Genomic DNA, 17,545 nt, shown 5'->3' with positions numbered 1-17,545 from the left:
AATCACAAGCGATTCATCCGATTCAACTTGTCTTCGGACCGACACTTAGAAAGCGCCTCGAACGGGTAGACCTTGCCCGTCGGGCCGACGAGCGAGCTTGCAATAATGCTGAACAGGCCGATGTTGCCGCCGAGGTCGACAATAGAATGCCCGGGGCGTAGATACGCTTTGAGGAACTCGATTTCTTCGCGCTCATATGTGCCAAGCGCGACGCCGAGGCCTATCGAATCGGAGAGGTTGACGAAAATGCGGCCGGAGACCCCATAAGGCTCGAGCTGAGCAAGGACTTGAAATTTGCTGGCTTCGCCATTGACCAGAAGATATTCCGCCGACGTCATGATCCATTTGCGGAGCGCCTTGCGGTCTACAAAATTCGGGGTCATGTCGCGGTAATTTTGATTTTCTGGCTCACGTTCCAGGAAAAGCCGATAGGCCCACAATATGCTGTCTGCATCAACCGCCATAATCGCTTTCCTCCCGTCGACCCAAATTGCGCCAGCCGTGGCCTAGGCTCAGGACTCATTGATTGAGATAGAAGGCGACAGCGGCGGCGATGCATATGGCGGAGAAGAAGGCGTGCGCGCATCGATCGTAACGGGTGGCGATGCGCCGCCAGTCTTTGAGCTTGGCGAAGAGGTTCTCGATCTTATGACGTTGCCGGTAGAGCGCCTTGTCGTAATCGAGAGGCTTCTTACGGCTCTTTGTCGGCGGAATGCAGGGCTCGGTCCCGCGTTCCGCGAGCGCTCGCCGAAACCAGTCGCTGTCGTAGCCGCGATCTGCGATCAGGGCCGAGGACGGCGGCAGCGCGTCGAGCATCGGCCTCGCGCCTTTGTGATCGCTCATCTGCCCTTCGGTCAACATCATGACAAGCGGCTTGCCGGCGCCGTCGCAAACGACGTGGAGCTTGGAGTTCAGCCCGCCTTTCGTGCGGCCGATACAGCGGGAAAGAGCCCCTTTTTTAGGAGGCTCGCCGCCGTCCGATGCGCTTTCAGATGAGTGGAGTCGATCATGATCCGCTCCGGCTTCGGCCCTTCTCCCGCGAGCGCGGCGAAGATACGATCGAAGACGCCGAGCCGGCTCCAACGGATGAAGCGATTGTAGAGCGTCTTGGGCGGCCCATACTCCTTCGGGGCGTCCTTCCATTGCAGGCCATTCTTGATGACCTAGACGATCCCGCTGACCACGCGGCGGTCGTCCACCCGCGGCACGCCGTGCGCCAAGGGAAAGTGAGGGGAAATTCGCGCCATCTCCGCTTCGCTCAGCAAAAAACAAATCACCCATCAAAGCCTCCATTTCGGAGACCTTGAATCACGCCTCACTCCAAATTAATAGGTCCTGAGCCCAATCCGGGGTTAGCGCTCGATAGGCTCAAGATTCAGGAGCTTTACATCTCAGATCGCATGGGTGCAAGAAGTCGGGCCCATGCCGACAGAGAGCCTTTTAGACAGCATCCGCCATGAGGTCGGCCGGACGATCGTCGCAGAGCAAATTTAGGAACGCGCATGTCCGACGCGAAACAATTCGATGCCGTCGTGATCGGCTCGGGACTCGGCGGCCTCACGGCCGGCGCTTTGCTCGCTAGCCGAGGCTATGGCGTGCTGCTGCTCGAGCGCAACTTCAGCCTCGGCGGCGCGGCCTCGGTCTACAAAGTCGGCGGGCTGACCGTCGAAGCCTCGCTCCACCAGACCTCCGATCCGCGCAATCTGCGCGACCCCAAGCGCCGCATCCTCGACGAGCTCGGCATTTTGCACGAGATCGAATGGATTTCGACCGGCCCGCTCTATACCGTGCGGGGCGGCCCGCTGGCCGACCCCTTCGCACTGCCTACCGGTTTCGACGCCGCCGCGAGCGCGTTGGCCGAGCGTTTTCCCCGTCACGCCGGAGCGATCGAGCGTTTCCTCGGCGCGCTCGATTCGATCCAGGACGCGCTCTGGAACCTCTCGTCCGAGAGCGCGCCGATCGGCAAATCGGCGAGCCGGCTCGCTTCCTGCGCGTCGGCGGCGGCCGATTGGCGCTCCTCGCTCGCCGAGGTTCTGGGGCGCGAATTCGGCTCGGATGAAGCGATCAAATGCGCGCTCGGCGCGAATCTCTTCTATTTCGGCGACGATCCGCGCCGCATGTGGTTCATCTATTACGCGCTCGCGCAGGGCTCCAACATCGGCTGCGGCGGCGCCTATATAAAAGGCGGCTCACGGCAATTGAGCCTCAAGCTGGCCAAGGCGATCACCAAGGCGGGCGGCTCCGTGCGCCTCGGCCGCTCGGCGAGCGCGATCGAAACCGACGCCGACGGCCGGCCGGTCGCGGTGCGCCATGTGAACCGCAAGAGCGGCGAGGACGAGGAGAGCGTCGCGACGCGGCTGGTTCTCGCCGGCTGCGGGCCCAATGTCGTCGGCGATCTTCTGCCCGTCCCGGCGCGCGCGGCCTTCGACGCCGCATTCGGCGCGCGCGAGCTCTCCACGTCCCTGTTTTGCGCTCATTATGGATTGAGCGCGGCGCCGACCGCCGTCGGCCTCACCGATTATTCGTCGATCCTGCTGCCGGATCGAATGACGGCCTTCGACCAATATGACGCCGCGAGCCTGCTCGCCGACGCGCCGAAGGGCGAGCTGCCGCCGCTCGGGGTCGCCAATTTCGGCGCGATCGATTCGGGATTGTGGGAGACGGCGCCGGTGCTGCTCAGCGTTCTGGGCCTCGACTGCATCGGCAATTGGGAGGGCGTCGACCGCGACGCCGCGCGCGAGCGCCGCGAGCTCTGGCTGGATGCGTTGCTGGCGCGGCTGGAGCGCGATTATCCCGGCGTCTCGGCGCTGGTGCAGGAGCGCACGCTGCTCACCGCCAATTCCATGCGCGGCTATCTGAACACGCCGGCGGGGGCCGTCTATGGTTACGCGGCGCTGCCGCCGACGACGCCCATCGAAACGGGCTTCCCGCGCACGCCGAAAACGCCGCTGCCCGGCCTCTATCTGGCTTCCGCCTTTGGCGGCGAGCATGGCTTCAATGGCGCCATGCTGTCGGGAGCGGAGGCCGCGAAACTCGCGGCCCTGGACCTCGCAAACGCGAAATCTCAATAGAAGGGCGAATAGATCGCCTTGCTCGCATCGGCGACCACGTCGCCATTGTAGAGCCGCACAGTCAGCGAGCCGCCGAGCTGCTGCGCCGCCTCGGCGAGATAGCCGGTCGCGTAGGCCTTGGCGTTCTCGAGCGAGTCGAATTCGTAGAATCCGCCGATCGTATTGGTGTTGATCCCGCTGAGCCAGGTCTTGCTCTTGATGCCGGGATTTTTCTTCATCGCGACATCGATCTCCCGCCAGGGGATTTCCTCGAAGGGAATCGACACTTGGATTTCCGCGTAGAGAAATACTTTCTCGCCCATTCCGGCCTCCGCGAGCCTGTCGCGCGTCACGCGCATTCGGGCGCAATAAAAATCATAATTCTGCTAGACTAACAACTGTATATTTCGCCGCAGCGTCAGCGTAACAATATGACAGTTTTGTTTTATATGTGACATTTCGTCTGCCCAATTTTTATCTCTTGATCTTTTCGATCTGATTTATCAGCATATAGGAACCCGATGCGGAGGCATGCGTGACCGAGGCTTATTACTCGCAGAAGATCCACGGCCCGTTCGAAACCCAGGAGCTCGGCGATTTCGATCTGCTGAGCGGCGAGACGATTCGCGGGCTGAACATCGCCTACGCCACATTCGGAAAGCTCTCGCCGGCGCGCGACAACGCCGTGCTGTTTCCGAACTGGTATTCCGGCTCGTCGAAAATTCTCGAGCTCGCCTATGTCGGCGCCGGCCGCGCGCTCGATCCGGAAAAATATTTCATTATCCTGGCCAATCAGATCGGCGCCGGCCTCTCCAGCTCGCCGAGCAACACGCCCTCGCCTTTCGGCGCCGCGCGCTTTCCCAAAGTGGAGATCGCCGACGATGTGCGCGCCCAGCATCGTCTGGTGACGGAAAAATTCGGCATCGAGCGCCTCGCTCTCGTGCTCGGCGGGTCGATGGGCGCGCAGCAGACGTATGAATGGGCCGTGCGCTTTCCAGACGCGCTGCGCCGCGCCGCGCCCATCGCCGGCCTCGCGCGCGGCACGCCGCATAATCGGCTGCTGGTGCAGACATTCATCGACGCGATCGCCTCCGATCCCGCCTTCGAGGACGGCTGGTACGAGAGAGCCGCGCACCTCCATCGCGGCCTGCGCCGCCATGCGCGCGTCTTCGCCGCCTCCGGCTTCTCGCCGGCGCTGTTCAATAGGCGCGGCTTTGCGGAGCTCGGCTTCTCGACGACCGATGATTTCGTCACCGGCTTCGTCGAAAATCACTTCCTGCCGCAGGATCCGAATAATCTGCTCCTGCTGCTCGCCAAATGGCGGGACGCCGATGTGTCGCGAAGCGCGAACGGCGACCTCGCCGCCGCGCTCGGCCGCATTCGCGCCAAGACCTTCGTCATCGCCATAGAGGAAGACGGATTCTTCCCGCTCGCCGATATCGAAGCCGAGCAGCGACTCGTCCCGGGGAGCGAATTGCGGCGCGTGTCGTCGCCCTGGGGCCATCTCGCTCTGTTCGGAACGGACGGCGCCTATAACGCGGCGATCGATCGTCACCTGAACGAACTTCTCGCCGCCTGAGGCGTGCGAAAACACCGTGCAAGCGTAAAGGAGGAGCATCTGATGTCGAACAGCAGCGCCGAGGCCGTCGCCATTCCCGCCGACCGTCCGCCGATCGATCCCTATCCGCTGAGCCCCTATGTCGCCTGGGCGGGAAATCGCAATCGCGATCCGATCCTCTCGGTGTTCAAGGAGATTTTTCCCAAGAGCGGGAACGTGCTCGAGCTCGCGAGCGGCGCGGGCAATCACATCAATTATTTTGCGCCGCATTTTCCCGAGCTGTTCTTCCAGCCCTCCGATTATGACACGGATGTCTTCGCGACGATCGAGCAAAAGCGCGCGGAAGCCGGCAACGCAAATGTCGCCGATCCGCTGAAGATCGATCTCACCAAATCGGAGAGCTGGCCCGACGCCGAGGATCGCCTCTATGACGTGATCTTCGTCGTCAATCTGTTCCAAGTCGCGCCGGTCGCCATCGCCGACGGCATCGCGCAGCTCGCCGCGCGCGTGCTGGCGAAGGACGGATTCGTCGCCATCTACGGCCCGTTCAAGGTGGAGGGCGGATATACGACCGCCTCCAACGAAGCCTTCGACAAAGAGATCCTCGCCGCCAAAGTCTCCGAATGGGGATTGAAGGATGTGAAGGATCTCGAGAAGGCCGCGGCGCCGCATGGAATCGCGCTGAAGAAGATCCTCGATCTTCCCGCCAATAATTTCATCCTGGTCTTCGGCCGCGCATAGAGCGCTTTCCGCTCGAACGGAAGCGTTCGAGCGACCTGAATTCGCTCCAAACGAGTTCGGCTTCCGATCCAAAAGGAACGGAAGCCGATCTCTCTCATGCGCCGACGAGGCGCGTGGACCAGTCCTCGACGACTCCATGCGCGAGACGGCGCGCGGCAAGCTCGCGCCAGGACGGCGTGAGCTCGCGCAACTGCGCCATTTGCGCCAGCGCATCGCGATCGAGCATGCGCAGATAGAGCAATTCATTGAGCCGCGACAAAGGCCAATCCGGCAGGGGCCGCTCCAAACGCTCCAGCCGATCGCCCGGCTCGGCGACGCCCTCGCGCAGCACGCGATAATACCAGCCGGTGCGCCCGCTCGTTTGCACGCGGCGGGCCATATCCGGCCGCGCGAAACGGGCGTTCAGCTTCCAGCAGGGCTGGCGTCCCTGGCTCACCTGCAGCAGCGCCGAACCGAAGGCGAAGACATCGCCGACGCAGATGTCGCGTTCCGTGACGCCGAGCGTCGAAATATTCTCGCCGAAGGCCGGCGGCGCGCAGAGCGCCTCGACGAGCTCCGGCCCTTCCTTCGCCCAAACGTCGTAGTGATCGCGCGGATAATGATGCAGCGCCTTTTCCGGCCCGCCATGATGACGCAGATCGCCCTGAAGGTCGCCCGCGAGGCCGTCGCGCAGAATGCGCCAGGGCGCAGGCGCCGCGCTTTTGACGATGCCGCTCGGCGCGTCGCGCGGGCCGAGCGAAACGAGCGCCTTGGCGGCGAACATGGTTTCGATCTTCGGGAAGGTGGTCATAGCGATCTCATTCGAAAAAAGGCCTCGCGCGAGCAGCGCTCGGCGAGGCAGTTCGGAGTCGCCGAAGTGACAACGGCGAGGGGTGCTCCGGCTATTTCAGCGCGGCGAGATCCGCGCCGAAATTAATGTGATAGGCGCGCCCGTCGATGACGAAGGCGGGCACGGATTTGACGCCGGCGGCCTCGGCCTCGCGCAGACGCGCCTTGTCCTCGCCGAGATGCACGATCTCGACATCGAAGACGCTCGGATCGAGCGATTTCGCGAAGGCGGTCTCCGCATCCGCGCAAACCGGGCAGCCAGCATGGTAGAATGTCGCTTTCGTCGCCATGGCCTTGGTCCTCCTCTCTCCTGCCTTCGACGCGCCGACATCCTGCGGCGCGCCGTTTTTCTGCGAGGCCGCGGGCGGCTTTTGGCGGCGTCGCCACATGCCCTTGCGCCTCGAGAAGCTGCGATACATCGGCGGCGGCCTCGCTAAGCCGAGCGACGCTCGAAGACGCGCCACGCCGCTTCGAGAACAGGCGGCGGAGCTGCATCATGCTCCGGGCAATCCAGCCGCAAATGACGGCCGCCGAAGGCCGCGTCGACGAGCGCGCAATGATGCGGAAGCTCCGCGTCCTCATGCGCGTAGGGCCGGAAATAGCGGCAAGTGACGCAGAGCCGTTGCGGCGGTATGGCTTTGGCCTGCTGCAAGGCGCGGATCGTCTTGATGACCAGCTCGAGCAGCGTCTGCTGCTCCGGCGGCGTCAATGTCTCGAGCGCCCGCTCGGCCGAGGTCATTGCGAGGCCGATGGCGCGGACGACGTCGCAGCCGGCCGGCGTCACGCGAATGGCGACGGCGCGCTTGTCCTCGCTGTCGGGAAGCTTGACGACGAGACCCTTGCGCGCGAGCGCGGCGATGGAATCGGTCGCTGTGGGCTGTGTGACGCCGAGATGTTCCGCCACGGCGCGCAGGCGCATCCCGACGTCGCCGCGGCCGGCGATGAATGTGAGCGCGTGCAATTGCGTCGGGGTGAGCCCTGCCTCTTCCGCGACGCCCCATTCATCGGCGCGCATGGCGGCGGCGATGCGGTCGAGCCCCTCGCGCAGGCGGCGCGGCAGCGGGGTGGAGATGGCGTCGAAAAGCGTCATGAGATTTGATTAGGACTCCTATCTATTTTTGTCAAGCGCGCCTGCACGCTTGCGATTCGCCATGCGCTTGCGCTAGGCCATCTCGGCCTCGCCCCAAGCAGGATCGTCCCGATGCTCCGACCCGCCGTCGCTTGTCTGCTCACCCTCGCCGCCACGCTTCCGGCGCGCGCGACCGATCTCAATGATTATCCGACCTCCGCCAGAGCGGATTATGTGTTCGGCTGCATGAAGGCCAATGGCGATTCGCGGCAGGCGTTGGAGCAATGCTCCTGCTCGATCGACATCGTCGCCTCCATCCTGCCCTATGATCGCTATGTGTCGGCGGAGACGGTCGCGAGCATGGACCTGCAAGCCGGGCAGATCGGCTCCTTGTTCCGCAACTCGCGCCTCGCCAAGGAAGCGCTGGAGGAGCTTCGCCGCGCCCAGGCCGAAGCGCAGGTGCGGTGTTTCTGAAGGCGCTCGCGGAGGCGACTTCCGTCACGCCCCCGAGAGCCGGGCCACGGCCCGCGCATGGCCGATCAGCGGCAGCAGCAGCGACAATTCCGGCCCATTCTCGGCGCCCGTGAGCGCCAGCCGCAACGGGTGGAACAGCGCCTTGCCCTTGCGGCCGGTGCGCGTCTTCACCTCGCTGGTCCAGGCGGACCATGTCGTCTCGTCCCAGGGCTCGGGCGGCAGCAGCGCCAGCGCCTCGGCCAAAAACCCCGCATCCTCGCGGATTGGCGCGATCTCGCCCTCGACGACGCGCCACCAGTCCAGAACATCGGCGAAGCTCGTCAAATTCCCGCGCACCGCGCGCCAAAAAGGCTCGGCCTTGAAGCCGAGGATGTCATGCGCCTCGAGGCGCTCGCGCATGTCCTCATAATCGAGAATCGCCAGAGTGCGATGGGTGAGCGGGCCGAGATCGGCGGGATCGAAACGCGCGGCGTTGCGCGAGAGATGTGCGAGATCGAACTCATGCGCGAGACCGGCGAGCGAGCGCACCGCATGGACGCTGTCCGACGAGCCGGTCAGCACCGCGAGCGCGGCCACTGCCAGCGCCTCATAGCCCTCCTCGCGCAGCGAGGCGATGGCGAGCGAGCCCGTGCGCTTGGAGAGCGCCTCGCCCGTGCCGCCGACCAGAAGATTGTGATGGGCGAAGACGGGATAGGGCCGCTCCGGCGCGAGCGCCTGAAACAGACGAATCTGCACCGCCGTATTGGTCACATGATCCTCGCCGCGGATCACATGGGTTATGCCGAGCTCTATGTCGTCGACGACCGACGGCAGAGTGTAGAGAAAACTGCCATCCTCGCGCAGCAGCACGGGATCGGAGAGGGTGGCGCAATCGATCGCGCAGTCGCCACGCACGAGATCGCGCCATAGGACGACGCCTTCCGGCAGCTTGAACCGCCAATGCGGCTTGCGCCCCTCCGCCGCGAGGCGCGCCCGATCCTCGGCGGAAAGCTTCAGCGCGGCGCGGTCATAGACCGGCGGCAGGCCGCGGGCCTGCTGGAGCTTGCGGCGCTTCTCGAGCTCCTCCGGCGTCTCGTAGCAGGGATAGAGCAGGCCCGCCGCCTCCAGCCGCGCCGCCGCGGCCTCATAGAGCGGAACGCGCTGCGACTGGCGCACGACGACGTCCGGGCGCACGCCGAGCCAGGCGAGATCGACCTCGATCGCCTGCGCGAACTCCTCGCTCGAGCGGGCGAAATCAGTGTCATCGAATCGCAGCACGAATCTTCCATGGTGGGCGAGGGCGTACAAGTAGTTCAGCAAGGCCGGACGCGCATTGCCGATATGGATGCGGCCGGTCGGCGAGGGCGCAAAGCGAACGATCGGAGTGGTCATGAGCAAACTTCGGCAGGAGGAGAATGCGAGGGCCGCGCGACGCGACAAGATTCTCGCGCCGCCCCCCTTTTGCCAAGAGCTGAGCGAGTTGTCAGGCGGAATATCGGTCTGGCCCGCTCCGAGGCTGCGCAGCCGGCGCCGCTCGCCGGCGCAGGCCGAGGCCGTCGCCGCCGCCCGTCTCGAATCCCGCAAGTGACAGGCAGGGACCACGCATGATCATCGCCTATGTGTGCGCCGCCTTTTGCGCGACGCTGCTCACGCTCAACCTCGCCAGCATCGCCATCGCCGCCTTCCGCTGCAAAGCCCGCCCCCGCAATTTGCCCGTCCCCGCCCATGCGCCGCCGGTCAGCATCGTGCGGCCGCTGCGCGGGCTCGAGACGTTCAGCGAGGAGACGCTCGGCTCGACCTTCGCGCTGAACTACCCGAGCTATGAAGTCCTCTTCTGCGTGCAATGCGCCAATGATCCGGTGATCCCGCTCGTCGAGACGCTCATCGCGGCGCATCCGCAAGTCCCGGCGCGGCTGCTCGTCGGCGACGATTATGTGAGCGTCAATCCTAAGCTCAACAATTGCGTGAAGGGCTGGGACGCGGCGCGCCACGCCTGGGTCGTGCTCGCCGACTCCAACGCTCTGCTGCCGCCCGATTACATCCAGACCATGCTCGCCGCCTTCCGCAAGGACACGGCGCTCTCCATCTCCATGCCGATCGGCTCGCGGCCCAAGGGCTTTTGGGCGGAGGTCGAATGCGGCTTCCTCAACACCTTCCAGGCGCGCTGGCAATATGGCGCGGAGGCGGTCGGCATCGGCTTCGCGCAGGGCAAGAACATGATGTGGCGGCGCGAGGTGCTGGAACGCGCCGGCGGCATCAGGGCGCTCGGCGCCGAGATCGCCGAGGACGCCGCCTCGACCAAGATCATCCGCGCGCAGAAGATGAAGGTGCGGCTCGTCGACATGCCCTTCGAGCAGCCGCTCGGCCGTCGCAGCGCGCTGGAGGTCTATTCGCGCCATGTGCGCTGGGCGCGGCTGCGCCGCGTGACCTTCCCGGCCTATTTCGCGCCGGAATTCATGAATGGCAGCTTCATGCCCGTGGTGACGGGCGCCTATGCCGCGCATCTGCTCGACGCCAATGTGGCGCTCACCGCCGGCGCCATTCTGGCGTCGCTCTATGGCGCGGAATGTCTGCTGGCCCGCATCGCCGGCTGGCGGCTCTCCTGGCGCAGCCCGCTGGCGCTGCTGACGCGCGACATTCTGCTGCCGGTGATGTTCGTCGACGCCTGCCTCTTCGATGATTTCGTCTGGCACGGCAACGCCATGACCGTGCGCGAGCAGGAAGAGCAGACGACGGTCTGAACCATCCCCCACGACCCGCGATGACGAAGGGGCGCCGCGAGGCGCCCCTTTTCATTTCGCCGGCTCCTCCGGCGTCGCTATGTCGATCTTGCGGATGACGCGCTCCGGCTCCGGCCGCACCAGATCGATGGACAAGAGGCCGTTGACGAGATCGGCGCCCTGCACCTGCATCCCTTCCGCCAGCAGAAAGGCGCGCTGGAACTGCCGCGCCGCGATGCCGCGATGCAGGAACTGCCGCTCGCGATCGTCCTCCATTTGCTTGCCGCGAATGACGAGCTGGCTCTCCTCGAGCGAGATCTCGAGCTGGTCGCGCGTGAAGCCGGCGACGGCGAGCGTCAGCCGCAGCCGATCCGGGCAGGACTCCGAGCGCGGCAGCCGTTCGATATTATAGGGGGGATAGCCGTCGGAGCCCGAGCGGGTGACGCGGTCCAGCGCGCGTTCGATCTCGTCGAACCCCAAAAGGAAGGGGGAATTCAGCGTCGGCAGTCGTGCCATGTCGAAGCCCTCGCGGCGCTTCTCTCTTGGGAATAATCCACGAGGCCCGGCGTCGGCGCCCCGCGCCGTATATGGAGCCGAAGCTCGACACGATCAAGCGGGGCAAACAAGCGCTGTCGCTGACGAATTTGTGGAGGTCCGAAGCACCTCGCCGAATTCCCGCCCGGGCGCGGCGGGCGAGCCGAGAGGCAGGAAGAAACTCGGCGCCCCGAGGCGGCCACGTCTGCTCGGCCGCTTCACTATTGCGTTGGGCCATACGCCAGCATATTGTTTTTCGGTACAGAAATGATCGCCAATTATTTGATACGCGGTGGAAATAATGACTATCTCTCCCGAGAGCTATCCTCGCAAAGCCAATGTCCCTCAAAGGCTTTTCGGCATAGGCCGGCCAGGCGCGCGCGAGGGCTCAGCTGTCTCGAGCGAGAGTGTCGATATGAGCGCCGACAGCGTCTTGTCGCACAGTGAAGCGCTCGACGCTCTCTATTCCGGCCTGCTCGGCCGCGAACCGGATGAAAGCGGTTTCAACGGCTTTATGACAGCGATCCGGAATGGCGAATCGCTCGCGTCGATCGTGCATGTGATGGCCAACAGCCCTGAATTTCTCAACCGTCACAACCTCGTGCGCGTCGGAGCAGTCGAGCTTCCGGACCTCACCGAAATATTTCCCCGCAAATATGTCCGCTGGGAGAACGCGCGGTGGATTTTCAACGCGTCCGAAGACGACGATTTCGGCTTGATGTTGCGTATGATCGATGAAAATCGATATTATGATCGTTTCGGGGTTTGGACTCCGGTAATCGACCGCGACAAGCGCGTGACGGCCGCGATCGCGCTGGGTCTCGGCGCGAGCAGCTGTGTGGAGCTCGGATGTTTCAGTGGTCCAGTTCTCAGCGTGCTTGCGGACCGCGGCGTCGATGTGTGCGGCGTCGAACTCAGCCATATCGCATTCATTCTCGCTTTCCCCAACGTTCTGCGGAAACTGAAATACGGAGACCTTCTGAACGTCGAATTCGATCGGACCTTCGATATTTTCATAGGCATGGATATTCTCGAGCACCTGAACCCGATCGAGTTGCCGAAATATATTCGCCGTATCCGCGAAATTGTCGCCCCGAACGGCTTCGCCCTGATCAATTCGCCGATGATCGGGAATGACGACGTCTTCGGCGTCGCCTTCGATCCCTATCTGCCGGAGTGGCGCGAAGCCGGAGAGGATTCGTTCTGGCGGCACATGGACTGCGACGCCAAGGGCTGGCCGATGCATGGGCATCTGGTATGGGCTAGCCCACGCTGGTGGGAAACCCTTTTTCTGAAAGAGGGCCTCGTTCGAGATCGACGTCTTGAACGATATATTCAGCTCACGCTGAAGGATTTTTTCGACGAGCAGGCCCCAGGGCGCCGGTCGCTGTTCCTCCTTCGCCATGCCGATCACGAGCCGAACATCGCCGAAATCGAAAAAAATTTGACGCTCCGAATAGGCGAGGCACTGTCGGCTCCTTAAAATGGCGCGCGGCCGGCGAACGGGTCGTGGCCGCGCCCCAGATGCGGAATGGTGACCGAAGGCGAAACCCGAGTCCAGGCTAGCCATGCGCGCCGATTTGTTGTATGCGCCGCGAACGAGTTTTCACCCCGCCCCCGATGCGGGGAGTTGGAGATCGAGACAAATGGCCGTTCCGAAGCGAAAAACCTCCCCGATGAAGCGCGGGTTCCGCCGCTCCGCCGACGCGATCAAAGCGCCGACCTATGTCGAGGACAAGGATTCGGGCGAGCTGCGCCGTCCGCACCATATCGACCTCAAGACCGGCATTTATCGCGGCCGGCAGGTGCTGAAGGTCAAGGCTCAGGAAGCCTGATCTTTTCAGCTGACGGGAATTTGCGAGCCCGACGCGCGAAAGCGCCGTCGGGCTCGCGGCGTTTCAGCGCGGCAACGTTCAGCGCGCCTGCTGCGCTTTCGCCAGCAGCGGCAGCAGAATCGCGCGCGGCGCCACACGTCCCGCCGCGACGAAGAATTTATTCACCAGCCCCGGCACCACCACGCGCCGGCCGGCGAACAGCGCCTCATAGCCCTGGCGCGCCACCTCCTCGGCCGGCAGCAGCGCAGGCTTGACCGCCTTCATCTCGCCCTTGAAGTCGAAGCCGGCGCGCGCCTGAAATCCGGTTTGCACCGGGCCGGGGCAGAGCGCGGTGACGCGCACGCCATGCGGCTTCAGCTCCTCGGCGAGAGCCTCGCTGAAGGAGCGGACATAGGCCTTGCTGGCGTAATAGACGGCGAAGCCCGGCCCCGGCATGAAGGAGGCGACCGAGGCGACATTCAATATGCCGCCGCGCGCCTCGATGACCGAGGGCAGAAAGCGCAAGGTCAGCGCCGTCAGCACGCGAATATTGAGATCGACGATCGCCAATTGCTCGGCGGCGTCGAGCTCGACGACGCGACCGACGAGGCCGAAACCGGCGTTGTTGACGAGAATATCCGGCTTGCGCCCGGCCGCGCTCAGCGTCGTCGCCAGCTGCTCGCAGGCGTCCGTCTCGCAGAGGTCGAGATCGACGACGAGCGGCGGCTCGGCGGCTCCCGCTGTCTCGATTTCGGCCGCCAGCGCCTCCAGCCTGTCGCGGCGGCGGGCGACCAAAGTCACATGATGGCCCTTGCGGGCGAACAGCCGAGCGAGCTCGAGGCCGATGCCGTCAGAGGCTCCGGTGACGATGGTGGTGGTCGCGGCGTCGCTCATGTTTCAGCCTCCCCAGGGCCCCGGCCGGACCGGCTTGCCGGCGTCCTTCGCGGCCTGGCGCAGTGACACGCGATCTCGCGTCGAGACGCCGAGCAGCTCGGCGACGCGCCAGATCACATTCTCCTCGAATTCATGCGCCTCGCCGTCGGCATAGGCCATCTCCCACAACATGCCGATGACGGCGCGGCGTCCGTCCTCGTCGAGCCGCCGCGTCAGCACTTGGGTGAAACGATAGAGATCGACGGCCTCGCGCTCGCTCTCGGCCGCAGCGTCGATGAGCGCGCGGGCGGCGGCGCGATCGAGGCCGAAGCGGGTCTCCACCAGCGTCTGCAGCAGCGCGCGCTCGCCGGCGTCGAACTCCCCGTCGACGGCCGCGAGATGCACCAGCAGAGCGACGGCGGCCAGACGATAATCGGCCGCCTCGAAGGGCCGCGGCCGGGCGGTGCCGGAGACTTCGTCGAGAAAAGCGCGGAGGGCGTCGAGCATGGAAGGCGCGGCCTCGAGGTTTGGGGGCGTTCTCAGCTCTATATGGGGGTCCGCGCGCGAAGCATAGCCCGCGGCGACGCCCTCTTCACACGGCTCCGGACGCGGCCTGCGCAATTGGCGATTGACAATGCTTTGAATTCTCTTTACCTACCTTGTTGCTGCAATGCAGCGTGACTCGTTCCGGCCGCGTGGATCGCTTCCCACAGGGGATCGGAGCCGTAGAGCGAGTCCTCTTCACGACGACGGCCCGATACGCGGGGCAGGTCTCCCATCCATCGCTGCATGGCCTCGCGCGGGAACCGATTCGCGCGCATGCCGCCCATTTCGAAAGTTACGCAGTGACCAATTTCGCCGATCTCGGCTTCGCCGAGGTCATTCTGCGCGCGCTCGCGCAGGAAGATTATGTGACGCCCACGCCGATCCAGGCCCAGGCGATTCCCGCTCTTCTCCAAGGCCGAGACCTGCTCGGCATCGCCCAGACGGGCACCGGCAAAACCGCCGCTTTCGCCCTTCCGATCCTGCAACGGCTGCTCGACGAGCGCCGCCGTCCGGCTCCCAACACGACGCGCGCGCTGGTGCTGGCCCCGACGCGCGAGCTCGCGGCGCAGATCGCCGAAAGCTTCCGCGCCTATGGGCGCTTCGCCCGCATGAACATCGGCGTCATCGTCGGCGGCGTCGCCCATGGCCCGCAGATCCGTATGCTCGCCGGCGGGCTCGACGTGCTCGTCGCGACGCCCGGCCGTCTGCTCGATCATGTCGCCGCCGGCCATATGCGGCTCGAGTCGACGCGGACGATCGTGCTCGACGAGGCCGATCATATGCTCGATCTCGGCTTTGTCGTCCCCATTCGCAAGATCGTCTCGCGGCTGCCCAAGGAGCGGCAGAATCTCTTCTTCTCGGCGACCATGCCGAAAGAGATCGCCTCGCTCGCCGACGACATGCTGCGCGATCCCATCACCGTGCGCGTGACGCCGGCGGCGACGACGGCCGAGCGCGTCGCGCAGCGGGTGATCCTCGTCGACGGAGCGGCCAAGCGCGACGTTCTGCTCGAGCTCTTTTCCGATCCGAACTTCTCCCGCGCCATCGTCTTCACGCGCACGAAGCGCGGCGCGGATCGCGTCGCGCAGCATCTCGCTGTGAACGCCGTCGGCGCCTCGGCGATTCATGGCAATAAGAGCCAGAATCAGCGCCAGCGGGCGCTCGAGGACTTCCGCGCCGGCCGCACGCGCGCGCTGGTGGCGACCGATATCGCCGCGCGCGGCATCGACATAGACGGCGTCACCCATGTGGTGAATTTCGAGCTGCCGGAGACGCCCGAGGCCTATGTGCATCGCATCGGCCGCACCGCGCGCGCCGGCGCGGCGGGCGCCGCCGTCTCGCTCTGCGACAATAGCGAGAAGCCACTGCTCAAGCAGATCGAGCGCGTGACCCGCCAGACGCTGGCGGTCGTCGACCGCCGTAGCGCGGCAGGCGCCGCCGCCGCAGAGGGAGACGCTCCGCGTCGTCCGCATGAGCACCGGCGCACGCATCAGGAGCCGGGCCGCGTCGCGCGCCATGCCGGCAAGCCGGGCGAACATGCGCGGCCTCCGCAGCAGCAGCAGCGTCGCTCCGGCAAGCCGGGCGGACGTCGACCGGATCATTCCGCGCCGCGCTCGCTCGCTTCCGAGTAAGCAAATCTCCGCGTAAGCAAATCCTGCGACTCTCCGCTTTATTCTCGTGAAGCTCTTCGTGTCTTAGTGGTTCCTTCACCACGAAGACACGAAACTCACGCAGTCGAAGCGGGGAGCTGACAATGGTCTTCGATCTCGTCATCGTCGGCGGCGGCGTCAATGGCTGCGCCATAGCGCGCGACGCCGCCGGGCGGGGCCTCCGCGTCCTTCTGCTCGAGCAGAAGGATCTTGCCGCCGCCACCTCCTCCGCCTCGACCAAGCTCGTCCATGGCGGGCTGCGCTATCTCGAACAATATGAGTTCCGCCTCGTGCATGAGGCGCTGGCCGAGCGCGAGCTGCTGCTCGCCGCCGCGCCGCATATCATTCATCCGCTGCAATTCATCGTGCCGCACGAGCGCTCGATCCGCCCGGCCTGGCTGGTGCGGCTGGGGCTCTTCCTCTACGACCATCTCGCGCGGCGAGAGCGCATTCCGGGCTCCGCGACGGTCTCGCTCGACGGAACGCGATTCGGCGCGCCGCTGACCGCCGGTCATCGCCTCGGCTTCTCCTATTACGACTGCCGCGTCGACGATTCGCGGCTCGTCATATTGGAGGCGCTCGACGCTTTCGAACGCGGCGCCGATATTCGCGTCGGCGCGAAGCTCGTCGGCGCGCGGCGCGACGGCGCGCAATGGACCGCCAGCGTCGCCGGCGCCGACGGAAGGCTGGAGGAAATCCGCAGCCGCGCGCTCGTCAACGCCGCCGGGCCCTGGGCGTCGGAGACTCTGGAGCATCGCCTCGGCCTCAGCTCGCGCAAACATGTGCGGCTGGTCAAAGGCTCGCATATCGTCACACGCCGGCTCTATGAGGGCGCGCAGGCCTATATGCTGCAACGTCCGGACAAGCGCATCATCTTCGCCATTCCCTTCGAAGAGGATTTCACGCTGGTCGGAACGACCGAAATTCCCTTCGCCGGCGCGCCGGGGCCAGTGGAGATCAGCGAGGAGGAGACCGATTATCTCCTCGCGGGGATCGATCATTTCTTCCGCGAAAAAATCGCGCGCAGCGATGTCGTCTGGAGCTATTCGGGCCTGCGCCCGCTCTATGACGACGGCTCGCTCGAGGCCTCCGTCGTCACGCGCGACTATGCTTTCGATCTCGACGCGCAGGGCGGCGCGGCGCCGGCGCTGTCGATCTTCGGCGGCAAGATCACGACCGCGCGCCGCCTCGCCGAGCATGCGCTGGATACGCTCGCGCCTTTCTTTCCCGATATGCGCGCGGCCTGGACCGGCGGCGCCGTTCTGCCGGGGGGCGATCTCGGCCCCGGCGGCTTCGACGCTTTCCTCGCGGAGCTGTCTCGCGCGAAACCTTTTCTCGAGCCGCGCCTCGCGCGGCGTCTCGCCTCCGCCTATGGAACGCGCCTCTGGCGTTTTCTCGAGCCGACGAAATCTCTCGTCGATCTCGGCGCCGATCTCGGCTGCGGCCTGACCGAGGCGGAGCTCGACTATCTCCGCGCGCATGAATGGGCGCGCACGGCGGAAGACGTGCTGTGGCGACGCTCCAAGCTCGGCCTGCGTTTCGACGCTGCGCAGACGCGAGCGCTCGCACGCGCGCTCACGCCGCGCGCGGCCTCGTGAAGCGGACGGGCTTGCGCCGGCGAAAACCGTGCGGATAGCATGCTCATCGCGCTTCGCGTCTTCGTCGTCGAAGTCGCCACCGCGACACGAAAGACGAGCGAGGCGGAGACGG

General features: G+C 65.0%; 19 protein-coding genes and 1 pseudogene. 10 read left to right on the top strand and 10 right to left on the bottom strand.

From position 1 onward, the window contains the following. Nucleotides 1-2: 2 nt before the first annotated feature. Together IY145_RS09690 and IY145_RS09685 are read right to left on the bottom strand one after the other, a co-directional pair. Nucleotides 3-464, bottom strand: a complete 462-nt coding sequence (locus tag IY145_RS09690; protein ID WP_196408021.1) for a hypothetical protein — start codon at nucleotides 462-464, stop codon at nucleotides 3-5. Nucleotides 465-519: 55 nt separating this feature from the next. After that, a pseudogene (locus IY145_RS09685) lies at nucleotides 520-1,247 on the bottom strand (IS5 family transposase). A gap of 255 nt (nucleotides 1,248-1,502) precedes the next feature. Between IY145_RS09685 and IY145_RS09680 the strand changes: the two are divergent. Beyond that, complete coding sequence (locus tag IY145_RS09680) at nucleotides 1,503-3,071, top strand: phytoene desaturase family protein (protein WP_196408020.1); 1,569 nt, start codon at nucleotides 1,503-1,505, stop codon at nucleotides 3,069-3,071. Here IY145_RS09680 and IY145_RS09675 read toward each other — a convergent pair. Beyond that, nucleotides 3,065-3,373 carry a YdhR family protein gene (locus tag IY145_RS09675; RefSeq protein WP_196408019.1) on the bottom strand — a complete coding sequence of 103 codons (309 nt, stop codon included), beginning with the start codon at nucleotides 3,371-3,373 and terminating at the stop codon, nucleotides 3,065-3,067. The two genes, IY145_RS09680 and IY145_RS09675, sit on opposite strands and share 7 nt — an antisense overlap. Before the next feature lie 212 nt (nucleotides 3,374-3,585). On the opposite strand from IY145_RS09675, the gene IY145_RS09670 reads away from it, so the two are divergent. Together IY145_RS09670 and IY145_RS09665 are read left to right on the top strand one after the other, a co-directional pair. After that, the gene (locus tag IY145_RS09670) at nucleotides 3,586-4,629 is read left to right on the top strand and encodes an alpha/beta fold hydrolase (protein ID WP_196408018.1); all 1,044 of its coding nucleotides are present in this window, start codon (nucleotides 3,586-3,588) and stop codon (nucleotides 4,627-4,629) included. 42 nt (nucleotides 4,630-4,671) lie between these two features. Next, complete coding sequence (locus IY145_RS09665) at nucleotides 4,672-5,349, top strand: DUF938 domain-containing protein (protein ID WP_196408017.1); 678 nt, start codon at nucleotides 4,672-4,674, stop codon at nucleotides 5,347-5,349. Nucleotides 5,350-5,443: 94 nt separating this feature from the next. Here the strand turns inward: IY145_RS09665 and IY145_RS09660 are convergent, their stop codons facing one another. From IY145_RS09660 to IY145_RS09650, 3 genes are all read right to left on the bottom strand, one after another. After that, nucleotides 5,444-6,139: an MOSC domain-containing protein gene (locus IY145_RS09660; RefSeq protein ID WP_196408016.1), complete on the bottom strand. Its 696-nt coding sequence runs from the start codon at nucleotides 6,137-6,139 to the stop codon at nucleotides 5,444-5,446. A gap of 91 nt (nucleotides 6,140-6,230) precedes the next feature. Further along, entirely contained in the window at nucleotides 6,231-6,467 is a 237-nt protein-coding gene (locus tag IY145_RS09655) for a thioredoxin (RefSeq protein WP_196408015.1), read from the bottom strand. Between the two features lie 143 nt (nucleotides 6,468-6,610). Beyond that, nucleotides 6,611-7,267 (bottom strand): MarR family winged helix-turn-helix transcriptional regulator, encoded by a 657-nt coding sequence (locus IY145_RS09650; RefSeq protein WP_246721914.1) that lies wholly within the window; start codon nucleotides 7,265-7,267, stop codon nucleotides 6,611-6,613. A gap of 111 nt (nucleotides 7,268-7,378) precedes the next feature. On the opposite strand from IY145_RS09650, the gene IY145_RS09645 reads away from it, so the two are divergent. Continuing rightward, nucleotides 7,379-7,720, top strand: a complete 342-nt coding sequence (locus IY145_RS09645) for a hypothetical protein (RefSeq protein ID WP_196408014.1) — start codon at nucleotides 7,379-7,381, stop codon at nucleotides 7,718-7,720. Between the two features lie 24 nt (nucleotides 7,721-7,744). Here the strand turns inward: IY145_RS09645 and IY145_RS09640 are convergent, their stop codons facing one another. Further along, a complete protein-coding gene (locus IY145_RS09640; RefSeq protein ID WP_196408013.1) occupies nucleotides 7,745-9,091 on the bottom strand; it encodes a glutamate--tRNA ligase in 1,347 nt (448 codons plus the stop codon). On the opposite strand from IY145_RS09640, the gene IY145_RS09635 reads away from it, so the two are divergent. Both IY145_RS09635 and IY145_RS09630 read left to right on the top strand, forming a co-directional pair. Next, nucleotides 9,090-9,287 (top strand): hypothetical protein, encoded by a 198-nt coding sequence (locus IY145_RS09635; protein ID WP_196408012.1) that lies wholly within the window; start codon nucleotides 9,090-9,092, stop codon nucleotides 9,285-9,287. The two genes, IY145_RS09640 and IY145_RS09635, sit on opposite strands and share 2 nt — an antisense overlap. Nucleotides 9,288-9,303: 16 nt before the next feature. Beyond that, nucleotides 9,304-10,440, top strand: a complete 1,137-nt coding sequence (locus IY145_RS09630; protein WP_196408011.1) for a ceramide glucosyltransferase — start codon at nucleotides 9,304-9,306, stop codon at nucleotides 10,438-10,440. A gap of 51 nt (nucleotides 10,441-10,491) precedes the next feature. Here IY145_RS09630 and IY145_RS09625 read toward each other — a convergent pair whose 3' ends face one another. Continuing rightward, nucleotides 10,492-10,935, bottom strand: coding sequence for an Hsp20 family protein (locus IY145_RS09625; RefSeq protein WP_196408010.1), 444 nt, complete (start codon nucleotides 10,933-10,935; stop codon nucleotides 10,492-10,494). A gap of 319 nt (nucleotides 10,936-11,254) precedes the next feature. On the opposite strand from IY145_RS09625, the gene IY145_RS09620 reads away from it, so the two are divergent. Together IY145_RS09620 and rpmF are read left to right on the top strand one after the other, a co-directional pair. Beyond that, the gene (locus IY145_RS09620; protein WP_409455300.1) at nucleotides 11,255-12,436 is read left to right on the top strand and encodes a methyltransferase domain-containing protein; all 1,182 of its coding nucleotides are present in this window, start codon (nucleotides 11,255-11,257) and stop codon (nucleotides 12,434-12,436) included. A gap of 163 nt (nucleotides 12,437-12,599) precedes the next feature. Further along, the gene (gene rpmF / locus IY145_RS09615) at nucleotides 12,600-12,788 is read left to right on the top strand and encodes a 50S ribosomal protein L32 (RefSeq protein ID WP_024878183.1); all 189 of its coding nucleotides are present in this window, start codon (nucleotides 12,600-12,602) and stop codon (nucleotides 12,786-12,788) included. A 78-nt stretch (nucleotides 12,789-12,866) separates the two neighbouring features. Here the strand turns inward: rpmF and IY145_RS09610 are convergent, their stop codons facing one another. After that, nucleotides 12,867-13,661 (bottom strand): SDR family oxidoreductase, encoded by a 795-nt coding sequence (locus IY145_RS09610; protein WP_196408008.1) that lies wholly within the window; start codon nucleotides 13,659-13,661, stop codon nucleotides 12,867-12,869. A 3-nt stretch (nucleotides 13,662-13,664) separates the two neighbouring features. Beyond that, nucleotides 13,665-14,147, bottom strand: coding sequence for a TerB family tellurite resistance protein (locus IY145_RS09605; RefSeq protein ID WP_196408007.1), 483 nt, complete (start codon nucleotides 14,145-14,147; stop codon nucleotides 13,665-13,667). A 338-nt stretch (nucleotides 14,148-14,485) separates the two neighbouring features. Here IY145_RS09605 and IY145_RS09600 point away from each other — a divergent pair, with 338 nt between their 5' ends. Together IY145_RS09600 and IY145_RS09595 are read left to right on the top strand one after the other, a co-directional pair. Then, nucleotides 14,486-15,817, top strand: coding sequence for a DEAD/DEAH box helicase (locus IY145_RS09600; RefSeq protein ID WP_196408006.1), 1,332 nt, complete (start codon nucleotides 14,486-14,488; stop codon nucleotides 15,815-15,817). Between the two features lie 122 nt (nucleotides 15,818-15,939). Beyond that, a complete protein-coding gene (locus IY145_RS09595; RefSeq protein ID WP_196408005.1) occupies nucleotides 15,940-17,433 on the top strand; it encodes a glycerol-3-phosphate dehydrogenase in 1,494 nt (497 codons plus the stop codon). Nucleotides 17,434-17,545: the final 112 nt, after the last annotated feature.

It is taken from the genome of Methylosinus sp. H3A, from assembly GCF_015709455.1.
Classification (GTDB): Bacteria; Pseudomonadota; Alphaproteobacteria; order Rhizobiales; family Beijerinckiaceae; genus Methylosinus.
Note: the sequence above shows the minus strand (reverse complement) of the source record. Positions and strands in the feature narration are given on the sequence as shown.